The sequence below is a fragment of the Alishewanella sp. HL-SH06 genome, assembly GCF_052656265.1.
Window position 1 is genome coordinate 3,621,177 of the sequence record NZ_CP199752.1, and the last position, 21,309, is coordinate 3,642,485.

Annotated in this window: 15 protein-coding genes and 1 pseudogene; 7 read left to right on the forward strand and 9 right to left on the reverse strand. The window is 45.4% G+C overall.

All coding sequences use genetic code 11. The features are described 5' to 3' along the window. Positions 1–128: 128 nt before the first annotated feature. From acnB to ACUJFK_RS16765, 4 genes are all read right to left on the reverse strand, one after another. Entirely contained in the window at positions 129–2,726 is a 2,598-nt protein-coding gene (acnB, locus tag ACUJFK_RS16750; protein WP_445425537.1) for a bifunctional aconitate hydratase 2/2-methylisocitrate dehydratase, read from the reverse strand. A 297-nt stretch (positions 2,727–3,023) separates the two neighbouring features. After that, entirely contained in the window at positions 3,024–5,093 is a 2,070-nt protein-coding gene (locus tag ACUJFK_RS16755) for a M13 family metallopeptidase (RefSeq protein ID WP_445425538.1), read from the reverse strand. 96 nt (positions 5,094–5,189) lie between these two features. Then, positions 5,190–6,323: a polyphosphate kinase 2 gene (gene ppk2, locus ACUJFK_RS16760; protein ID WP_445425539.1), complete on the reverse strand. Its 1,134-nt coding sequence runs from the start codon at positions 6,321–6,323 to the stop codon at positions 5,190–5,192. A gap of 33 nt (positions 6,324–6,356) precedes the next feature. After that, on the reverse strand, positions 6,357–7,868 hold the full coding sequence (locus tag ACUJFK_RS16765) for a DUF3612 domain-containing protein (protein ID WP_445425540.1): 1,512 nt from the start codon (positions 7,866–7,868) through the stop codon (positions 6,357–6,359). Positions 7,869–8,010: 142 nt separating this feature from the next. On the opposite strand from ACUJFK_RS16765, the gene ACUJFK_RS16770 reads away from it, so the two are divergent. Both ACUJFK_RS16770 and ACUJFK_RS16775 read left to right on the forward strand, forming a co-directional pair. Further along, on the forward strand, positions 8,011–8,505 hold the full coding sequence (locus tag ACUJFK_RS16770) for a malate synthase (RefSeq protein WP_445425541.1): 495 nt from the start codon (positions 8,011–8,013) through the stop codon (positions 8,503–8,505). A 229-nt stretch (positions 8,506–8,734) separates the two neighbouring features. Beyond that, complete coding sequence (locus ACUJFK_RS16775) at positions 8,735–9,100, forward strand: hypothetical protein (RefSeq protein ID WP_445425542.1); 366 nt, start codon at positions 8,735–8,737, stop codon at positions 9,098–9,100. A gap of 51 nt (positions 9,101–9,151) precedes the next feature. Here ACUJFK_RS16775 and ACUJFK_RS16780 read toward each other — a convergent pair whose 3' ends face one another. Next, positions 9,152–9,670: a hypothetical protein gene (locus tag ACUJFK_RS16780; protein WP_445425543.1), complete on the reverse strand. Its 519-nt coding sequence runs from the start codon at positions 9,668–9,670 to the stop codon at positions 9,152–9,154. A gap of 305 nt (positions 9,671–9,975) precedes the next feature. Further along, entirely contained in the window at positions 9,976–10,179 is a 204-nt protein-coding gene (locus ACUJFK_RS16785) for a hypothetical protein (protein WP_445425544.1), read from the reverse strand. A 461-nt stretch (positions 10,180–10,640) separates the two neighbouring features. On the opposite strand from ACUJFK_RS16785, the gene ACUJFK_RS16790 reads away from it, so the two are divergent. The 3 genes from ACUJFK_RS16790 to ACUJFK_RS16800 all read left to right on the forward strand — a co-directional run bounded on the left by ACUJFK_RS16790 (position 10,641) and on the right by ACUJFK_RS16800 (position 16,591). Beyond that, positions 10,641–12,395 (forward strand): S8 family peptidase, encoded by a 1,755-nt coding sequence (locus tag ACUJFK_RS16790; RefSeq protein ID WP_445425545.1) that lies wholly within the window; start codon positions 10,641–10,643, stop codon positions 12,393–12,395. Between the two features lie 506 nt (positions 12,396–12,901). After that, positions 12,902–13,732 (forward strand): exosortase-dependent surface protein XDP1, encoded by an 831-nt coding sequence (gene xdp1, locus ACUJFK_RS16795; protein ID WP_445425546.1) that lies wholly within the window; start codon positions 12,902–12,904, stop codon positions 13,730–13,732. A gap of 84 nt (positions 13,733–13,816) precedes the next feature. Then, on the forward strand, positions 13,817–16,591 hold the full coding sequence (locus tag ACUJFK_RS16800) for a tetratricopeptide repeat protein (RefSeq protein ID WP_445425547.1): 2,775 nt from the start codon (positions 13,817–13,819) through the stop codon (positions 16,589–16,591). Between the two features lie 66 nt (positions 16,592–16,657). Here the strand turns inward: ACUJFK_RS16800 and ACUJFK_RS16805 are convergent. From ACUJFK_RS16805 to ACUJFK_RS16815, 3 genes and pseudogenes are all read right to left on the reverse strand, one after another. After that, positions 16,658–17,856, reverse strand: a pseudogene (locus tag ACUJFK_RS16805) (anhydro-N-acetylmuramic acid kinase). A 95-nt stretch (positions 17,857–17,951) separates the two neighbouring features. Next, positions 17,952–18,938, reverse strand: a complete 987-nt coding sequence (locus ACUJFK_RS16810) for an alpha/beta hydrolase (protein WP_445425548.1) — start codon at positions 18,936–18,938, stop codon at positions 17,952–17,954. 119 nt (positions 18,939–19,057) lie between these two features. Then, a complete protein-coding gene (locus ACUJFK_RS16815) occupies positions 19,058–19,948 on the reverse strand; it encodes a hypothetical protein (protein WP_445425549.1) in 891 nt (296 codons plus the stop codon). A 228-nt stretch (positions 19,949–20,176) separates the two neighbouring features. On the opposite strand from ACUJFK_RS16815, the gene ACUJFK_RS16820 reads away from it, so the two are divergent. Together ACUJFK_RS16820 and ACUJFK_RS16825 are read left to right on the forward strand one after the other, a co-directional pair. Beyond that, positions 20,177–20,548: a VOC family protein gene (locus ACUJFK_RS16820; RefSeq protein ID WP_445425550.1), complete on the forward strand. Its 372-nt coding sequence runs from the start codon at positions 20,177–20,179 to the stop codon at positions 20,546–20,548. 6 nt (positions 20,549–20,554) lie between these two features. After that, positions 20,555–21,241, forward strand: coding sequence for a cupin domain-containing protein (locus tag ACUJFK_RS16825; protein ID WP_445425551.1), 687 nt, complete (start codon positions 20,555–20,557; stop codon positions 21,239–21,241). The last annotated feature ends 68 nt before the right edge of the window (positions 21,242–21,309 follow it).

A 21,309-nucleotide genomic window follows, 5' to 3' on the forward strand; every position in this document is an offset into this window, starting at 1 on the left:
TTAAGTCGACAGGATAACCGACACGGCTCAGCAACCTTGTCACCCAGTGCGATGTCAGCCGTGGCTTTGTAGGACATTACGTATAAAAAAGGCCTGCATTCAGCAGGCCTTGTTAAACAGTTTGCTGACTACACAGCTTGCTGAATAATCACGTTGTCTGCTTTTTTAGTGTATTGCGACATCTTATGGAAGTTCAGGTAACGATAAGTGTCGGCTGCCGTAGCATCGATCTGTTTCGCGTACTCTAAGTATTCCGCTACTGTCGGTAACTTACCTATAATAGAAGCGACCGCCGCTAACTCGGCTGATGCTAAATAAACATTCGCACCCTGACCTAAACGGTTCGGGAAGTTACGAGTAGACGTTGAGACGACTGTCGACTTCTCAGCTACGCGAGCTTGGTTACCCATACACAGTGAGCAACCTGGCATTTCAGTGCGCGCACCGACTTTACCGAAGATGCTGTAGTAACCTTCTTCCGTTAACTGTGCTTGGTCCATCTTAGTCGGCGGAGCAATCCATAACCGCGTGGGCAACTGGCCTTTATATTTGTCCAGTAATTTACCCGCAGCACGGAAGTGACCAATGTTGGTCATACAAGAACCGATAAATACTTCATCAATCTTGTCGCCTGCTACTTCAGACAATAAACGCGCATCATCTGGGTCATTTGGTGCACATAGTACCGGCTCTTTAATGTCAGCTAGGTCAATTTCAATTACTTCAGTATATTCTGCATCAGCATCAGCAGACATTAACTGTGGATCTTTCAACCAAGCTTGCATTGCTTGAATACGGCGCTCGATAGTACGAACATCACCATAGCCTTCAGAAATCATCCACTTCAACATCACGATGTTTGATTCAAGATATTCGGCAATCGATTCTTCTGACAACTTGATAGTACAACCGGCAGCAGAACGCTCAGCAGACGCATCTGATAATTCAAAAGCTTGCTCAACCGTTAAGGTTGGTAAGCCTTCAATCTCTAAAATGCGGCCAGAGAAGATGTTCTTCTTACCTTTCTTATCTACCGTTAACAGACCTTTTTGGATCGCTACGTAAGGAATGGCATGTACTAAGTCACGTAAGGTAATGCCTGGCTGCATTTCGCCTTTAAAGCGGACCAATACCGATTCAGGCATATCAAGCGGCATAACACCCGTTGCCGCAGCGAAAGCGACTAAGCCTGAACCCGCTGGGAACGAAATACCAATTGGGAAACGTGTATGCGAATCACCACCCGTACCCACTGTATCCGGCAGTAACATACGGTTTAACCAGCTGTGGATAATACCGTCACCTGGGCGCAGTGCCACACCGCCACGATTCATAATGAAATCTGGCAACGTGTGGTGAGTGTCAACATCAACGGGCTTCGGATACGCAGCCGTGTGACAGAAAGACTGCATAGTTAAATCGGCGGTGAAGCCTAAACACGCTAAGTCTTTTAATTCATCACGCGTCATGGGGCCAGTCGTGTCTTGCGAACCTACGGTGGTCATTTTCGGTTCACAGTAAGTACCAGGACGCACGCCTTTCACGCCGCACGCTTTACCTACCATTTTCTGCGCTAAGGTGAAGCCTTTGCCAGAATCTGTTTTGGGTAAGGGACGACGGAACTTGTCTGAATGACCTAATTTTAAAAACTCACGAGCACGGTCAGTTAAACCACGACCGATAATTAATGGAATACGGCCACCGGCACGAACTTCGTCAATTAAAACGTCAGTTGCTAAGCTGAACTCGGCTAATACTTCGTCAGTACCATGGCGAACCACTTTGCCTTCGAATGGCAGAATGTCGATCACATCGCCCATTTCTAACTTGCTAACATCGACTTCGATAGGTAATGCGCCAGAGTCTTCCATGGTGTTAAAGAAGATAGGCGCAATTTTGCCACCTAACACAAAACCACCGCCACGCTTGTTTGGCACGTAGGGAATATCATCCCCCATAAACCACAATACCGAGTTAGTGGCAGATTTACGTGATGAACCCGTACCCACTACGTCACCCACATAAGCCAATGGGTAGCCTTTTTTATTCAGTTCTTCTAGCTGCTTGATCGGGCCAATAGTACCTGGCTCATTCGGGTTGATGCCTTCACGGGCATTTTTCAACATAGCTAAGGCGTGCAGAGGGATATCTGGACGTGACCAAGCATCTGGTGCTGGTGATAAATCATCCGTGTTGGTTTCGCCAGACACTTTAAATACGGTCACCGTAATTTTTTCAGCTAAAGCCGGTTTGGCTTCAAACCACTCGGCATCGGCCCAGCTTTGAACGACTTGCTTCGCATACTCGTTACCCGCATCGGCTTTGTCAGTCACATCATGGAAAGCATCAAAAATCAGTAAGGTGTGTGATAACGCCTTAGCAGCGATCGGCGCGAGCTTGGCATCATCTAATAAACTGATTAATGGCTCGATGTTGTAACCACCCATCATGGTACCTAACAACTCGGTAGCACGCTCAGCGTCGATTAACGGGCTGGTTGCTTCGCCTTTCGCAAGTGCGGCTAAAAAGCCCGCTTTTACATAGGCAGCTTCATCAACACCTGGTGGTACGCGGTTGATAAGCAAATCTAAAATGAATTCTTCCTCACCTTTTGGTGGGTTTTTCAAAAGCTCAATTAAGGCAGCTACTTGTTCTGCGTTTAACGGCTTGGCAGGGATCCCTTGTTCGGCGCGTTCGGCCACGTGTTCACGATATTCTTGTAGCACAGTAATGTCCTCTCAGTCGTTGCTTTGCAGTCTGGTCACTGCAATGTCATGCTGTTGAATGTATGGGCTCAATTATAAGAAAGATCAAGGCAAAAGCCTAATAGCATAATAACTGACCTGCTTATACTGGTTATAACCTTGCTGAATACAAAGGGTCAGTCATACTCATTTTATTTATAGTGGTCCGACCAAACATACTAAAAAGCTGCGCCTGTCATACCTTGCCTCTTGCAAAGATCAAACAGGTCGCAGCCGCAGTGTAGCAGAAGTATGCTGACTTTGCTTAAGCGCGTGTGGTTACCAAATTTTTACGCGTTGCGCTTCTGGCAGATACATCGCATCGCCTTCTTTAATATCAAATGCCGTATAAAACTCAGGCATATTCGGCAATACACCAATTACCCGATAATGCGCAGGTGAATGCGGGCCGGTGCTTAATTGCCGACGTAACGCCTCTTCACGGAACTTAGTACGCCATACCTGCGCCCAGCTAATAAAAAAGCGTTGTTCACCGGTAAAGCCATCTAATACTGGCGCGTCTTTACCCGCTAATGACAACTGATAGGCTTTTAACGCGACGGTCATGCCGCCTAAGTCACCGATGTTTTCGCCTAAAGCCACAGCACCGTTCACATTGACACCGGGTAAAGGTTCAAAGTTGTTGTACTGACCAATCAACTTAGCACCCCGTGCTTGAAATTGTGCTTTATCTTGTTCAGTCCACCAGTTACGTAAGTTACCGTCGCCATCGTATTTTGCGCCTTGGTCGTCAAAACCATGGCCAATTTCGTGACCAATCACCGCACCAATACCGCCATAGTTGACGGCGTCATCCGCTGCCATATTGAAAAATGGCGGCTGTAAAATAGCCGCTGGGAACACAATTTCGTTGTTCACAGGGTTGTAGTAGGCATTAACAGTTTGCGGCGTCATAAACCATTCATCTTTATCGATAGGCTGGCCTAACTTACTGGTCATCTCTGCATAAGCCCAATGACTGGCTCTAACAAAGTTACCCACTAAATCATCCGCTTTGATCTCTAAGGTGGAATAATCTTTCCACTTGTTTGGGTAACCAATCTTCGGTGTGAATTTGCTCAGTTTATCCAGCGCAGCAACTTTGGTTTCTTCGCCCATCCACTCCAAGTTTTTGATGGAAACTTCATAGGCTTTAATGACATTGGCCACCAGCTGTTCCATCCGCGCTTTAGCTTCTGGGCTAAAATGCTGTTCAACATACAACTTACCGGTTAACTCACCTAAAACCTGATCAGCCGCGTCTACCGCACGTTTCCAGCGAGGTTGTTGCTCTTGGATACCACTTAAGGTTTTGCCGTAGAACTCAAAACGACGATCAGCGAAGTTGCTGCTAAGTTTGTCAGCAAAGCCATTGATGGTTTTGCTGGTGAGATAATCTTGCCAACTTTGCAGATCTGTCTCAGCGATCACCTTAGCTAAACCTTCAAAGTAACTTGGCTGCCGCACAATCAAGTCATCCACGTTGTTTAACTGCATGGCCTTGGCATAGGCCTGCCAATCAAAGCTGCCCACTAAGCTATCTAATTCGCTAGCGGCAATTTTGTTGTAAGTTTTATCAGCATTGCGATTATCTAAGCGTGTCCAGTGATGTTCCGCCAAAGCTTTTTCTAGGTTGTATACCCGCATCGCCGCCGCTTTTGCATCAGGTGCACCAGCAAGAGCAAACATATCGGTTAAATAGGTTTGATATTGATTGATGATCGTCAGCGAGGCTTCATCGTCTTTAAAATAGTAATCACGATCCGGTAAACCTAAACCACCTTGATTGAGGTAAACCGCATATTCGGTAGAATTTTTTGCATCATTATTGATAAACCAACCAAAAGGAATACTGACGCCATCACGCTGTAAACTCGCGAATAATTCAGCTAACTGCGCTTTGTCTGTTAACCCTTTAATCGCGTCTAATTGCGGCGTTAATGGCGATAAGCCTAGTTCTTCAATCACGCTTTCATTCATAAAGCTATTGTAAAAACTGCCCAGTTTTTGCTCATCAGAGCCAGCAACTAAATCGGTCTTCGCTGCAACTTGATCAATAATATCTTTTACCGCTTGTTGTGAGCGATCGGCTAATACGTGAAAAGAACCATAAGTTGCTTTATCTGCAGGGATCGGAGTTTCGGCTAACCATTTACCATTAACCGCTAAGAAAAAGTCTTGGCTAAAAGCGACGTTTTCATCAAAGTTTTGTTGATCAATACCAGACACTAAAGGTGCTGCGGCAACTTGGCTTTGTGTCGTGGTTTCTGGCGTTGTCGGTTCTTTACTACAAGCCGTTAAACCTAATGCTAGCGCAACGGCGCCAGCAACGAGTGTATATTTTTTCATTCTTATATCCTGTTCTACTTGGAGGTTGTGCGCATCATCTTACGCGCTATGTTCAGTGTTGCCAATTTGCGCCAATGACTAAGTTGTAACAAGGTATTAAACCGATGGCTCAGTCGACATCGCATGCTCTCCCAGTTCGAAAATCACACTGGCCCGCCCCACTAATAGCGGATCAGGCGCACAAGCCACTTCGGCATTGCGATTATGATACGGCAAGCATTGCAATACATAACGCAACGCATTAAGCCGTGCCCGTTTTTTACAATCTGACTTTATGACTGACCAAGGGGCGTAGGACGTGTCAGTGTTGGCAAACATGGCTTCTTTTGCATGGGTGTACTCATGCCATTTGTCTAACGAGGCAAGATCGACCGGGCTCAGTTTCCACTGCTTGAGCGGATGCGCTTCACGCTCGGTAAAACGACGCCGTTGCTCGTCTTGACTGACCGAAAACCATAACTTTATTAAATGAATACCACTGCGCACTAAATGCCGTTCGAACTCGGGCGCTTGTATCATAAATTCTTGATACTCATCATTGCTGCAAAACCCCATAACATGCTCAACGCCTGCACGGTTATACCAAGAGCGGTCAAATAACACGATTTCACCCTTTGTTGGCAACTCAGCCACATAACGTTGAAAATACCATTGGCCTTGTTCTGCCTCACTGGGCTTGTCTAACGCCACAACGCGAGCACCACGTGGATTTAAATGTTCCATAAAGCGTTTAATGGCGCCGCCTTTCCCTGCCGCATCGCGCCCTTCAAATAAAATCACCACCCGCTGCCCGGTTTCTTTCACCCAACGCTGCAACTTCAGTAATTCGACTTGTAAATGATATTTTTGCTTTTCATAGGTTTTACGATTTAAGCGATTGACATAAGGATAACCGCCTTCGCGCCAATTGGAGGTTAATTCGGTATCGGCTTTTTCACGGCGTTTTTCACTTAAGATTGATTCTCCACGATTCAAGGCTTTGCTTAATTCAGCTAAATCGTCCGGCGAGACCCCTTCTAACATCGCCAGTAAATGCTCAGACAATTTGTCCATATCACCGGCAGCTTGTGCGGCAATAATATCTTCTATCGCCACGGCTTTTGCTTGCTGGCTGGCGGTGAGCCTTTGTTCTACTTGCTCGGCAAACACGTCATGCTGGGCTGCGGCTGTGGCATCTGGTTGTACTTTTTTAGGGGGTGGCGTTGCGGCCATCTGTGGTTTTTTGCTCATGCTAAATCCTTTGTTTCTGCATAACGTTGCGCTTTATTTCGTGAGCGCAGGGCATTGATAGCAACTTGGAGAGCGAGGGCAACTACCTCCTCTGGCACAGATTAACTGTGCGGGCTTGCTCATGCTACGGCTAACCCAATTGATATTTAAAATGTTTGCCACTCGCTTTAATGTGGTCTGGATCGACTGCGGTACCACGGCCGCACCGCCATACTGCTGACACCGCGCTTTCATATCTTGTGCTAAGGCCGCAGCATCCAGCCCTTGCGCATTAAGCGCGGGGTTGAGATCAATGCCAGCACACAACACATGCTGATTGCCGGCTAAGTCTTGTACCTTGGTCGATTCGCAACAATAGATCCGTGGCTCACCTTGCACATCTAACAGCGATAATTGCGCCGAACTGCCACTGTCTTTAACCTCAAACATGCGAAACACGGCCCAATGCTGGCAAGGGTCGACCACTTGGCGCATATTGCCCCAAGGCAGAGGGATGCCATTACCGCGATACACCGCCTTTAATTTACCGGGGCTGTAAGCATCAAAGTAATGCCAATGCGGATAAGGTGACACCGCGGTCATGCGGCGCATCGCCACCGAAGCCGACACTTCTGCCTGTAAATGACTGGCAATTTCATAACCACGCCGCTCTAATAATTGCCGAAACGCTTGCTTTGGACACAACAAGGCGCCAGCAAAAAAGCTCGATTCAAAGTCACGCCACGCATGCAAAATATCTTGCGGTGCCATAGTGCTACTATCGGCAAACACATCATCATGCGCCCCGCCTACCGCCATCGCGTTTTTTACGCCATCTTTGTTATGTAAAACGGCATGGCCAATGTGCACAGCTAATTCATACTTTAAGCGAGTAGGCCACTGCTGCAAAATACGATTTAAATGTAAGCTATTGGGCGGTATAAAAAAGGAAGTACCAATATTATTAGATTTCACACCTAATTCATCAACGAGCTCGCGTGGTACTTCATCAAACCACTGAATTTTTAAGCCTAACTGCTGCACAATCGCCATGAGCTCATCGACAGATAAAGGTAGACGTTTTTGCCCTACCTCTTCGGCGGCACGCTCTAATTCCGGAAAATGATTCTGGTGATGCTCCTGATGCGCCCGAATCAACAGTTGCGCAAACTGCCGACCACTGGTGCCCGTTTGTGACAACATTTCCGGGATAGCAATTTGCAAAATATCGGGGCTGAATAAAAAGCTCGGCTCTAATGGCATACCATTGAGGCCACCTTTTGCGGTCTTGGGCAGCACTAAATCTTGCTCTTCAGCCTCACCGTCTAAAAACCAATCTAAGTCTTTTTGAAAAACCTGCGCGATAACTTCGAGCATTTCGATACTCGGCACCCGCTTACCACGCTCGATCATCGATAAATAGGATACCGATGGCGCCGACTCAGGATTAACACGCACACAACGTGTCGACAGATCTTCTATCGTTAAGTTATTGCGTTTTCTCAGGTTTCTAATTTTAGTGCCCAAGAAATGTGATTTGCGGATCAAGCTTTTATTTATTTTCATTTTGTAAAATTTACACTGTGAAATTTTTATTGTGAAATTATGCTTAAATTTAATCTAGACTGTTTTTCAAGCGATAGCAAAACTATCTGCAATAAAAGCCTTATCAGAGGCTCCACACTTCGTACCCGATGAGGAAATAATTATGACGACGTTAGCCACTTCAACACAGTCGATACAAATCGATCACGATATTACGATGATCACGCAACTGAACGACAGCCATGTAAAACAGATCATGGATTACTCTAAAGGCTTTTTGGATAAAACCTTCCCTTTGGCTCAGGGTTCGCACAAGGCCGTAGCCAGCTATGTCGTATATTACCAACAGTTGCTGGCCTTTTTCGTAGATGGCAGCACCAGTGGTCTAGCGGATCCGGCGCAATTTATTGGCTTAAATGGTCACCGTGAAGCACCTGAGTCGTTGTTGCTGCAAAACCAAGGTCGCCATGTTGAGTTGATCTTGAATAAAAGTGGCAGCCAAGGTCAGCGTGACCTAGCGGGTATTGATGATATTCAATTACAAACCACCGATCCGGTATGTCATTGGTTTAGCATGATCACCGGCCGGCAAGTCAGTTGTCGTTGCCGTGGTGATAAAAGCTTCACCGCCAAAGATGGCAGTACTTACCAAATTTAACGCCACATCATGACCAAAAGCGCAGCAAATTGCTGCGCTGCGTGTTTCTAGCTTCAAGCAGCCGATTCCAAAAATTGACCAGCCCCGCCAGCACTGCTATTAAAAAAACAATTATTTTTTAAATTGGCAACTTTGCGAGATGACTATGCGTAAAACACTGCTTTGGGTATTGCTTGCATTAATCGCTCTATTCAGTGCCTTTCAGGCGGGAAAGTGGATAGGATAAATTATGGCGCTGCCAGTGCCAGAACATTTACCAGCACCAACAACCGCGAGCGCAACTGAAGCAGCCATCCCCAGTTCTGCTTTAGCAAGCCCAGTTAAAGCCTTGCCCGACTCAGTAAATAAAACAACTAATACACCTGAGACTACTGAGGGAAGTCATGATTTTACCGGCACTTTAGAACCGTTCGATTTACGCCAAGTGCTGCCACAATCAGACGGCAGTGCTTCGATTGAACTGAACCAGGCTTTTTTATCGCTGAGTAAAGCACAGTTACAAGAGGCGATGTGGGAACAAGGGCAATCCACTTTATTACAAAAAAACACTGCGCAACATTACGCCACTTTCTTAATTTTATATGGCTGGTCATAACCAAAAAAAACGCCTGACATTGAGCCAGGCGTTTTTGATTGCAAACACAAGCTATTCAGCAGTTTGCATTGCAATTTCTTGACCTTCATTGATACTGAAGGTTAAACGCTCTAAGTTAGCCGCGGTTAAAGCGGAATCGTTTAAACGCACTGCCAGCATAAAGTCTTGTAATGCCGCCACTTTGTCACCCGATAATAACTTAATCACACCGCGGTTGTTCAATGCTAAAGCGCGCATTTCACGTTTAGCTGAACCCGTAACCGCTTTTAAGGTTGCGGCACGAAATACGGCGTTGTCACACGCTGTGGCAGCTAAGGCTAATTCGTTCATCCGGCTATAAGCGACACATAAGCTAACCTGGCCATAAAACGACTCAGCATCAGCCTGCGACGGCGCTTGGGCGGAAGCAATGGCCTTGTCGTACTGACCTGCCTGAATATATTCAGCGCCAGGTGCATTATCAATTAAAGCCATCTTGTAGCCTGTGCTCGCGGCAGAAGCGAGCAATGGACTTGACGACAACAGTACCACCGCCATACGGGTAATAAATTTACGAGTTGAAATAGTCATGTCTGGTCTCTCCTGCAAAATTAATTTGATGTGCCACTATCGCTGGGCACGTAATAAAATTACAAGATTATGGTAATTCCGACAAACGAGAAGAAATGAATGAATAGATTAATTAAATTAATCTATAATAGAAAATCTAAAGACCTTTTCACCATGAAAAATATAAACCAATAAAATCAATATAATAAAGGCATGCCACAACAAATAAAACTAAGTGACATTTAGGTTGCCCATTATTCAAGCAATACGAAAATTAATAAAAATGTAATTTAATTTCATTTTGATCGAGCTGTTTAACCGCTCGCTCAGAAAAATTTTGGAAGTTTTTTCGTTACAATCGCCATCGCAGTGCTATAGCCCTGTTTATATAAACGCTGTTTTTTTAACATGCTTAAATCAAAATTGACCGCAGAAATATCGCCGGTATTGACCACTATGGTGTTGTGCCAATACTCAGCGTGGACATATTCTCGCGATACCGCATTCATAGAGGATAGGTACAATTTCATTCTTATGTTCATCAGGCATATACGCTTAACCTCACCACTATGCTGTTGAGTATGGCGCATCAAACTAAGCTGTCCAGTGCAAATCAACATAGTACTCTTTATCTGCTAATACCAAATAACTAGTTGATGTTGCTGTAATTGTGCCTTCTTTAGATTCAATTTGCTCTCCAAATGAGAAATCTATAACTATTTAGAATAAAACTCCATTGTTACAAAATATTTACAGTTCCGATTGGGCAGGCGTAGCTTATGACTTGTTCCTTTTTTTATTATGCTTAAAAAAGACCTTTTTTGGGGCCGCATACCGCTATAGCTACATAAGCAGCTCATTTTATACAGATTTTGCTGATTTACAGCTACGCCAAGTTTGTCCTATTAATAATAGCGGTGTTGCGAAGTTGTCATTCATTTCGCATCACCTTACATCCAGGTAATAACAACATTATAAAAAAGGTCATACCATGCTTACTCAGAAGTTTAAATTAACGGCAATAGCCGTGCTTTGTTTACCCGGTGCATTATTCAACACCGCAGCGATTGCAAATCAGGATAACGACACTTCAACTGGTCCTGTTACCCGCGTGATCATCAAATATAAAGAAACCAACACCGATACTATGCTACAGAGCCTACCAGCCACCATGGCTCAGCAACGCAAAGCCGAACGGATGCAAGCGAAAGCCGAGCGCTTTAGTCAACGCGCAGGTGAAAAAATAAAATTTGTGCGCGAAACGGCCTTAGAAAAACACGCGGTGTTCAGTGCCGAGCGCCGCTTATCCGCCGCGGAAACGGAGACATTACTCAATCAATTGTCCCAAGATGATGATGTAGAACTGGTCGAAGAAGACATGTTACTGCAACCGACCCTTGCACCTAATGACACCCAATATGCGAACCAATGGCATTATTATGAAAACACCGGCGGCATCCGAGCGCCAGCGGCTTGGGACAAGGCAACAGGCCAAGGCGTGGTGGTTGCGGTACTGGATACCGGCTATCGGCCTCATGTCGATTTAAATGCCAACCTGTTACCAGGCTATGACATGATCTCTGATGCCTTTATTGGTAACGATGGTAATGCCCGCGACAGCGATGCCCGCGATCCGGGTGATTGGACGAATGTCGGCGAGTGTGGCGGTGGTCAACCAACGTCGTTTAGAGCGTCCAGTTGGCATGGCACCCATGTTGCCGGTACTGTAGCCGCAGTCAGTAATAATAATACTGGCGTTGCCGGTGTAGCCTTTAACGCTAAAGTGGTGCCGGTTAGAGTCTTAGGTAAGTGTGGTGGCTACACCTCCGATATCGCAGACGGCATTATCTGGGCATCAGGGGGCTCAGTGTCTGGCGTACCCGCCAATGCCAACCCTGCCAGCGTCATTAACATGAGCTTGGGTGGTTCAGGTAGCTGTAATAGCACTACCCAAAATGCCATTAATCAAGCGCGCAGCCGCGGTACAGTAATAGTGGTTGCCGCAGGCAATGACAATGGTAATGCCAATAACTTTAATCCAGGTAATTGCACTGGTGTAGTCAACGTTGCCTCAACAAACCGCCAGGGTGGTCGTGCGTATTATTCTAATACCGGTAGCAGTGTTGATGTCGCCGCACCGGGTGGCGCGATGTCTTCTTCCAATGATCCAAGTGGCGTATTATCTACTTACAACAGCGGTTCAACGACACCCGCCAATGACAGCTATGGGTACAGCCAAGGCACATCGATGGCCGCACCGCATGTCGCCGGTATTGCTGCGTTAATCAAGCAAGCCAAACCGAACGCTACCCCGGATCAAATTGAAGATATTCTGAAAACCTCAGCCCGTAGTTTCCCTGCAAGCTGCTCTGGTTGTGGTGTCGGCTTAGTTGATGCCAATGCCGCAGTGCTTGCCGCAACAGGCTCAGGATCAGGCGCCACAGGCAGTAGCAATACGCTGCCCAATCTGTCTGCTAGTCGCAATAACTGGTTGCATTACACCATTAACATACCGGCCGGCATGCAGAATTTTACTGCCAGCATCGCTGGCGGAACAGGAGATGCCGATCTGTACGTCAGACGCGGCGCGCGGCCAACCACCAGCAGCTTTGATTGTCGCCCTTATTTACAGGGAAACAATGAAACCTGCAGTATCAGCAACCCCGCCGCGACAACGTGGCACATCAGCATTCGTGCCTATAGTACTTTTAGTGGCGTAACGTTGAATGTGAGCTATAATCCTTAAGTGTTAGTAAACGTGCATAACGTTACTTAACGTCAGTTTGGCAGCTTGCATTGCATGAAACATGCGAGTTGCCAAGCTTTACATTTAACCTAGTCTATTTTTTGCTAGCGCAAACGTAAAAATACTGATGGTGAAAATAACAAATGATCCAGTTAGTGGTAATCGGCTTTTTATTGTGGGCTGTTCCTGCTAACCAAAGCTAACACATTGTATCTAATATAATAATGCAACAAAATATAAGATAGGCTGGTTATATATTAACTATTTTGCAGACAAACGAGCGTTGCGAATAACTTCAAATACTCTAAAAATAGGAGTTTGATAACCGTTTTATTGTAAAAAGTGTGTCAGCAACAGTTTTATTTGCCGGCTGACATTGATGAAAATCGTCAACAATTTTTACAGTCACTTTAAAAGTTAAAACCCTAAGCTATAACTATCAATGACTTAAGATTTGGTACGCTTTTTGCTTTATTATTTACATTATCATTTAAGAGTTAAACTTTATGCTATCAGCAATTAAAAAAATCACCTTCGGGGTGTTATGTAGCGCTGCGTTGTTATCAACCTCTGTGCTGGCCTCTACAACCACGAGCACAACAGAGACATGGAGTTTTACACCTGCAACGACAAAAAGCGTTACAGGTGCAAACAAAATAACGTTAACGTCAGCTTCAGGCGCCAATGCATTTATTTCAGGCTGGTCTTCTGAGTCTTCTGATAGTGCATCAAACATAATTTCAGCACATAAGCTAATTCTTGATAGCAAATATGGCGTACAAATTTATGGAACAAATTCAGACGAAAGCCATACTGTTGATAACAAAAAAGGCTTAGATTTTATTTTTTTAGAATTTCCTTCTCCCGTCGAATTGTTAAGTCTTACTAATACTTGGGTAACTGAAGGAATGGATAGCGATATTTCTATAGCTACATTTAATAGCAACCCATTTACCAACATTTCGAGTCCAACCTTAAATTTTACCCAACTTGCAAGCGCTGCAATTGTAAAAGCGAGCTACGCCAATACAGGTATCAACACACCGTATATTTTTGAAAGCAGTAGTAGAACTGAGAGCTACTCTACTCAAAATATTAAAGGTGTTAGCAGTCAATATTGGTTGATCGGTGCATACAACGCTGCATTTGACAGCGGTTCTTGTAAGTTATCTTGTTTAAATGATGCAATGAAATTTGGCAGCATTACTGCTAAGCTCGCCGCCCTACCAACATCACCAGATAATGCGCAAGATGTGCCACTGCCAGGCACCCTATCACTTTTCGCCGCCGGTATTTTTGGCCTTATGTATCGAAATCGCCGCCGTACACAGCGTTAAAAAAGGGGCTTCGGCCCCTTTTTAGTTATGGTATATTATAATTGCTTACAACCATTTTTCGCTGATTGCAATAAGGATCTTAGCTTGTATCGTCTTCTCTTTGGGCTGTTACTCTGCGTCTCAATAACAACCTATGCTGACAGCAGCAAATACACTTACGACAACGCCTTGCAATTACACAAACAAGGCGATAACAAAACAGCCATTATTTACCTTAGAAATGTGCTCAGCGATACGCCAGATAACCTTGCGGCACAAATTTTATATGGGCGAATTTTACTGCAGCAGCAATTGTTTGCAGAAGCGTTAAACGTTTTTGAAGGCGCACTGACTGACGGTGCCGACATTAACTTAATCAGTGATGAATTAAGTTATTTGTATTTATTGTCACGGCAAAAAAACAAATTACAAGAAATGCTAAAATACGGCGAGCTTCGGCAGCCGCAAAAATTTAATTGGCTACTCGTTTCCGCTTCACTTGACCTGCAAACAAACGATCTTGAGCAAGCCCGTTCTACCCTCAAAACGGCTGCCACACTTTTTCCGCAAAATGTTAACTTATTAAATGCGCAAGCCGAGTTAGCACTGGCAGAAAAAGCTGAAGATCGCGCTGCCGAATTATTAGCACAAAGCTTACAACTGGAGCCGAACAATTCAGCAACATTACTTCAGTTGGGCCATCTAGCGTTTATTCAAAAGCGCTACCCCGCGGCCATTGCTCATTATCAAACAGGTTTAGCGCTTGACCCGAACAACCCTTTGTTATTAAGAGCGATCAGTACGGTGCAATTTTTAACTGGGCAGCTAGGTGATGCAAGAAACGCCTTAGAGCAACTGTCTAGCATGGGATTAGACGATGCTTATCTACGTTTTGCCTTGCCCATGGTAACGGCATTACAGGATAAAACAGCGGTTAATGAATCCATACAAACCTTACATGCCGATTTAATCGGTATGCCAGCAGAGTACTTTAAAGCCGAACCCGATAAGCTATTCTTGCGTGCAACACTACATTATTTAAATAATAATGAATTTTTAGCGATTGAAGATTTTAACAATTATCTGCAACTCAAACCTAATGATTTAAACGCCATAGATATCGTTGCCAATTATTACATTAGAAACGAATTGGTCGGTACAGCCGTTAAATTTTTAGATGATAATAAAGCGTATATTAAAGATTATGCGCCGCTGCAATTACAACATGCGCTGTTGGCCATTAAACAACAACGCCCTTATGTTGCACAACAAATGTTAACTGAGATGCGGGCACGTTTCCCTGACAATGCCGAAATGGCCGCTTTGGATGCAGAGCTTAAGCGACAAACACTCGGCCCTGCTGCTGCATTAGCTTATTTAAACGATAGTCCTTTTACTGCCGAGCCATCAGTATTGTTAAGTAAGACTCTATTAGCGAAAGATTTGAACGATTTTCCGCGCGCACGAGACTTCGCTCAACAACTGTTGGCACTGCAACCCGAAGATCCAACCTATCGCAACATTTATGCCGGTATCTTAGTCAGTTCGGGCGATTTAACCGAAGCCGACAAACAACTCACGCAACTACTGCAAGCAAAACCGGATTTTTTCCCTGGGCAATTAACCCAAGCAAATTTACTGATATTACAAAGAGATTTTGTTGCTGCAGCCAAGCTGCTTAAGCAGTTAATTGAACTGCAACCACAAAACGACACCTTGCAAGTATTGCAAGCGCAAGTAGAACTGCAAACCAATAACAGCGAACAGGCTGTTGAGCGTTTAGTCAAGATCGTCAATCGGCAGCATCACCGCCCCAGTCTGAATCTGTTATTGGCACATTATTTTTCGGTTAACAAACAAAAAGAAGCATTAGGCCTGATCCAACGCTCCTTGAGGCGAGAGTTTATGGCTAAAGATTTATTATTGCTTGAAGCCAATACACTGATTACGTTAAACCAAATAACCGAAGCGCAAGAAAAAGTTAGCCAATTTGCTCAATTAGCTGACTTGAACGATAACCACTATTATGAACTCGGCCTATTACAAAAACGTCTTGAACGCTACGCAGATGCTAGTAATAGTTTTGCTACGGCCATTAAACTGGCGCCAGACAACCTCATTTATGACTATGAGCTGATTAACCTGCAACTTGATACTACTCAGTTAAAACAAGCTGAACAGCGCCTGCAACAACTAGCACAACGCCAAGTGCGCTCCGCCGACTATTATCTGTTAGCGGGTATGTTAGCTGAGCAACAGCAAAACCCAGAATTAGCCTTTAAAAATTACTCTAAAAGTATTGAGCAAAACCCGCGCTTTCAACGTGCATGGGGTATGGCATACGAGTTATCCCGGCAAGCCACATTCAATGAGCGCTTTACCACTCTGGCGCAACAACACTTGCAGTTGCAACCCAACGATTTTTGGGTCAAGCGACTCTTAGCCGAGCATCATATAAATCATCAACAATGGCCTGAGGCTAGCACGCTCTATCAGCAACTCTTAGCGGCAGGCTCTTTCACTGACGATGCATTTTTACAAAATAATCTAGCAAATGCTTTATTTACTTCCGATCCCGCATTGGCATTACAACATGCCGCAAAAGCAAACCAGTTAAGACGCAATGAACCGCTAATCTTAACGACCTATGCCAAAGCTTTGCTGCAAAACCAGCAAGCAGATCAAGCGTTAGCGGTCTTGTATCAAGCGTATGCGCAACAAAGCAGCAATAATGAAATCAATTTATTACTCGCAGAAACGCTAGTGAGTTTACAGCGCGCTACAGAGGCAAAACCTTATATCGACGCAGTAAGACAAAATGCAACTGACGCCGCCACCCGTGAGAGAGTTGCCGCATTATTAGCGCGTTTAGCGCAATAACCAGCCTGAGTTAAGCTATATCACTCGCATAACACTGAAACGACAGCATCAGCTGTCGTTTTGCTATTAATCTGCAAAACTGATTTTGCCCATGCTAATACTGGGAAAGCCTGTTGCCGCGTCGGCAAAGGGCTGCTCGCCTCCGGCAATACATTCGTTGGCTAATAAAGCAAATAACACGGCTTCTTTCGCATCAGGATGAATCGTTAACGCGGCGGTGGTCGCAAAACGAAAACCAGGTAAACCGTCTGCTAATTGTTGCATTAATAATGGGTTATGAATACCTCCGCCACTGGCATAAATGACACAATTATTCGGCAGAATAGCATGTCGGATCGTATTAATAATACTGTCGGCACTGAAACGATTTAACGTTGCCATGACATCGGCAGCCGCTAAATTTAGGGTGTGACTTTGTTGTTGAGCTTGGTGTAAGTAACCCAGATTAAATAACTCAGGGCCGGTGGTTTTTGGCATAGCCGCAGCAAAGAATGGCGCTTGTTGCAACGCGTTTAATAAGGGTTCAGACACCTTCCCTTGATAAGCTAAATGCGCACCTTCGTCATATTGCACCGAGGGCTGTTGCTGCCGGATATAAGCATCCATCAGCGTATTACCTGGGCCGATGTCACTGCTAAAAACTTCTGTTGCCCGTAAATTGGCGGGTAACCAGGTTAAATTAGCGATCCCTCCGATATTAAGCATAATGCGATTTTCATCAGCGGCACTAAATAACAAATAATCACCGTACACGGCTAAAGGTGCGCCTTCCCCCCGGCCGCAATGTGCTTTTGCCGAAAATCACTGAAGGTAGTAATGCCGGTTGTTACCGCAAGATGATCAGCATCACCAATTTGTAAGGTGCCATTGCCCCAACGTGGATCCTGATGTTGCCGCTTAGGACAATGAAAAATGGTTTGGCCATGGCTGGCAATCAAATCAATATCAAGCGGGGTTAATTGCCACTGCGCCAAGCACTGCTTTACCATCTCACCATGTTGTTGGCCGATCCAGGCGTTGAGTAAGGTCACATGTTGCAGGTCAACATCCCGTTTTGAAAAAACCGCGCGTACTCGCTCACGGTAATCGTCTTGATAATTCAGAGTGGTATGCTGCTCTAACACTAATTTCGTTTGAAGCCCTGCACCGCTGACACGGCATAACGCCACATCTAAACCATCTAATGAAGTACCACTCATTAAGCCAATAATGCGCCGCTCTGTTTTCGCCGCGCTCTGATAGAGTTTTTTGATATGGTTGTGCATACTTTACCTGCTATAGATCTGCTAAATATAAGCGCTCTGAAAAGCTATGGTGCTAAGCTTACGAAAAAGATTGAGCACGAGCGCGAGCCTTTGGTTTAGCGCAATTGTGTAGCAGGAATTAACGCTAACCATTGTTGCACCCATTCGTGTTCTTGTTGGCTTATCACACTCATCAAAGCATGATGACGATCCGCAACTTGCTTTACATAAAATTGCGGCCCTTGCCAGCCAGCATAAAATTGGTAAGGGGCAATTAAATCGTTATCTGCCGTTAAGATCAATGTTGGCATGGTGAAATGGGCTTTATAATGTTGCAGATCGGTTTGCGCCACGCTAACTCCGGCTTTAGCCAAGGCGAGTTCAGCAGCCTCAACGAGCTGCTGCTCTGAGAAAGCCTTGCGATACCAACGCTCACTCATGGCAACATAACCTTGCAAAGCCATATCAAAAGACTGCATCGGCGCTTGTAACATGACGCCGGCAACCTCTTGTTTGCTTGCCAATAAATGAGCGGCACTGAGTGCGCCCATCGAGTTCGCTACGATAAGTAATGGGCCATCACTTCTGCGCTTTGCTGTCAGCTGTTGTAGAAATTTAGCATCGGCTACGCCAAAGGCAACATCACCATCACTTTCACCATGCCCCAGCAGATCAGGCACCAAGACTTCAAAACCTAAATACTGAAAATATAACGCACTTAATGCTAACCATTCCTTACTGCCACGATAACCATGTAACAATAACACGGTACCTTGGCGCGGTATCAGGTCGGCTCGATTAATCTCTAATGCTAAAACACTTTTCGCCGCATTGACTTCGGCATTCATACTGAACTTTAACCGCTCAGCAGGTTCAGCCGCAGGCTGTATTTGCCAATAACGCATACAAAGCTCACTGCCAACGCAGATCTGTTGCAACTTAGGATTTAACCGCTGCATAACTTCAGGTTTAATGGCTGGGGCAGCGTAACTTTTGCTTTGATGAATACGCTGAGCTAACACTTGCGCACAACCGACTAAACTACTAAGCCCTAGTAATAGCAAAGCCATTTTGGCGTAAGGTGTAATATGCGCTTTTAACATGCAAACTCCTTTGCGGTATATCCATTTTTAACATGCTTTTACATTAACCGATACTGCCTAAAAAATGCAAAGCAGCCCACGATGCGCATTAGGCACGTAGTCGCTATAGCATGATACCTCTAAGTTTGTGGTTGCACCGCTAGTGCTTGGCGAAAAGCCGGTAGCGGACGCCTAACAAACCAGCGGCCCGCCTGCCACAATAAATATAACGATAACAGCGGAAAAATAAGGGTTTGCAAACTGTATAACACGATCAGTTGAATGAGTTTTTCAACCATACCATCGGAGAAGTTTTTCACCGCATTAAATAGGTCATTCGCATTGGCGGCTAATTGTTTTAACCAGGCCAAAGCACCGCTATCGGGTGCGCCTAGCGGTTGCTCCACTTGCTGCAAAGATGCGGTTTCGGTGGTGAGCGCTAGCTCAACAACTTGACGTTGTGGTTCAATAACCCAATCTGATAACTTTGCTACCCCCACGGCGGCCATCGGCACGCCGAGACGGACCAACAATAACAAAGCTAAAAAGATCCTGAATAAATAGGTTGCTGCCTCGCGCCAGCTGCTCGGCCCAAACAAACGCACAACAGTACTGAGTAAAACACCACTACCAAATAATGGTAACGCTGCGAGCTTGCCAAACTCTAATAAAAATAACTGCAAGCCAATCGACGTCATCGCCAACACCATTAAATCGGAATAACGTACTGCCATATCCTGCAGCGGCTTTAGCATTTGTCCGGGTTTAATACTGGCCACACCCACACTAAATTGCGCTTCTGATACAAACGCAATTCCGCGGTCGATTAAACGCGCGGTGGCAAAAGAAGCACTACTTAATAACAGGCCTCGTTTTAATAATTGCTGCGCTTGTTGATCAAGTGGCGCCAATACTGGATTGACTAACTGCTGCTGTAAGCTGCCAGTGTAGAGCAAAGCCGCAAGAGCGAGCAGCAAAAACAAAGCAACAAGCCGTTGTTGCAGCCGGCTTAACGAAGTCCAAAAACGCATAGGGTGTCCTTATCAAGTCGCCTTGGCGAATACTGCTCACTATAGCCTGATCTGCCTTACAGCTATAGCGACCTCAGCAGAATATTATGGCCATCGTTTATACTTAGCGAGTTAAGATAAGTCTTAGATACATTAGCAAGCATTTAATTAAATAAGCTGTGCACTATTTTAGGGAGTTTAACGTAAGATGCTTAGTGAATTCCCATTAACGAAAATTTGGAGCTAAACATGATCAGTTACATTACTTTAGGCGTTAGTGATTTGAGTGCAGCCAAAGCATTTTATGGCGAGTTACTTGGCGAGCTAGGCGCTAAACCATTAATGGATATGGAGCGCATCGTTTTTTTCGGCAAAAGCATGGCACAACCGATGCTAAGTGTTTGCGTGCCATTTAATAAAGAAGCACCAAACCCAGGTAATGGCAATATGGTGTCTTTTTCGCCGGGCTCAAAAGAGCAAGTCGATGCGTTGTATAAGAAAGCCATTAGCTTAGGCGCCCACTGTGACGGTGCGCCGGGCCAACGCATCCCAGGCAAGTTCTACGGTGCTTATGTGCGTGATGCTGATGGTAATAAACTGTGTTTTTGTCATTTCGGGTAATACCTGATGCAAGTGAATAATGACTTTAGCCAACGGGTGGTGGTGCGACCAAGCGATTACCGTTTTGTCGCTTCGCCGCTCGCTGGCGTTAGCCGTATGATGCTGGATCGCGCCGGTGCTGAAGTGGCCAGAGCAACTAGCATTGTGCGTTATGCTGCTGGCGCAGGTTACACTAGCCATCGGCATGATGGTGGCGAAGAAATCTTTGTATTTGAAGGGATTTTTAGCGACGAGCACGGCGACTATCCTGCGGGGACTTATCTTCGCAACCCACCCGGTTCATCTCATCAGCCTTTTTCGCGCGAGGGCTGTACTTTACTGGTGAAACTTTGGCAATTTGCCGCCGACGATACCACACAACTGGTTAAGCAAACTACCTCAGCCAGCTGGTATCAAGGCATGGTTCCCGGTTTATCTGTATTGCCTCTGCATGAACATGACGGCATTAACACTGCTTTAGTACGCTGGGCCCCTAACACACAATTTAACCCGCATACCCATCCGGGTGGTGAGGAAATTTTGGTGTTAGAAGGCTTATTCTGTGATGAACACGGAGAATACCCTACCGGTAGCTGGCTACGTAATCCACGCTACAGTACCCACAGCCCTTTTACCCGTGAAGAGGGCGCGCTGATTTACGTTAAAACCGGCCATCTCGGCGCCAACTTGCTAGGTGATCGTTTTATCGAGTAACCCTGCACCCCACAACTGCTCTTCCTGCCCAGCATACTGGTCCGACCGCACTCCGGTACAGGTATGAC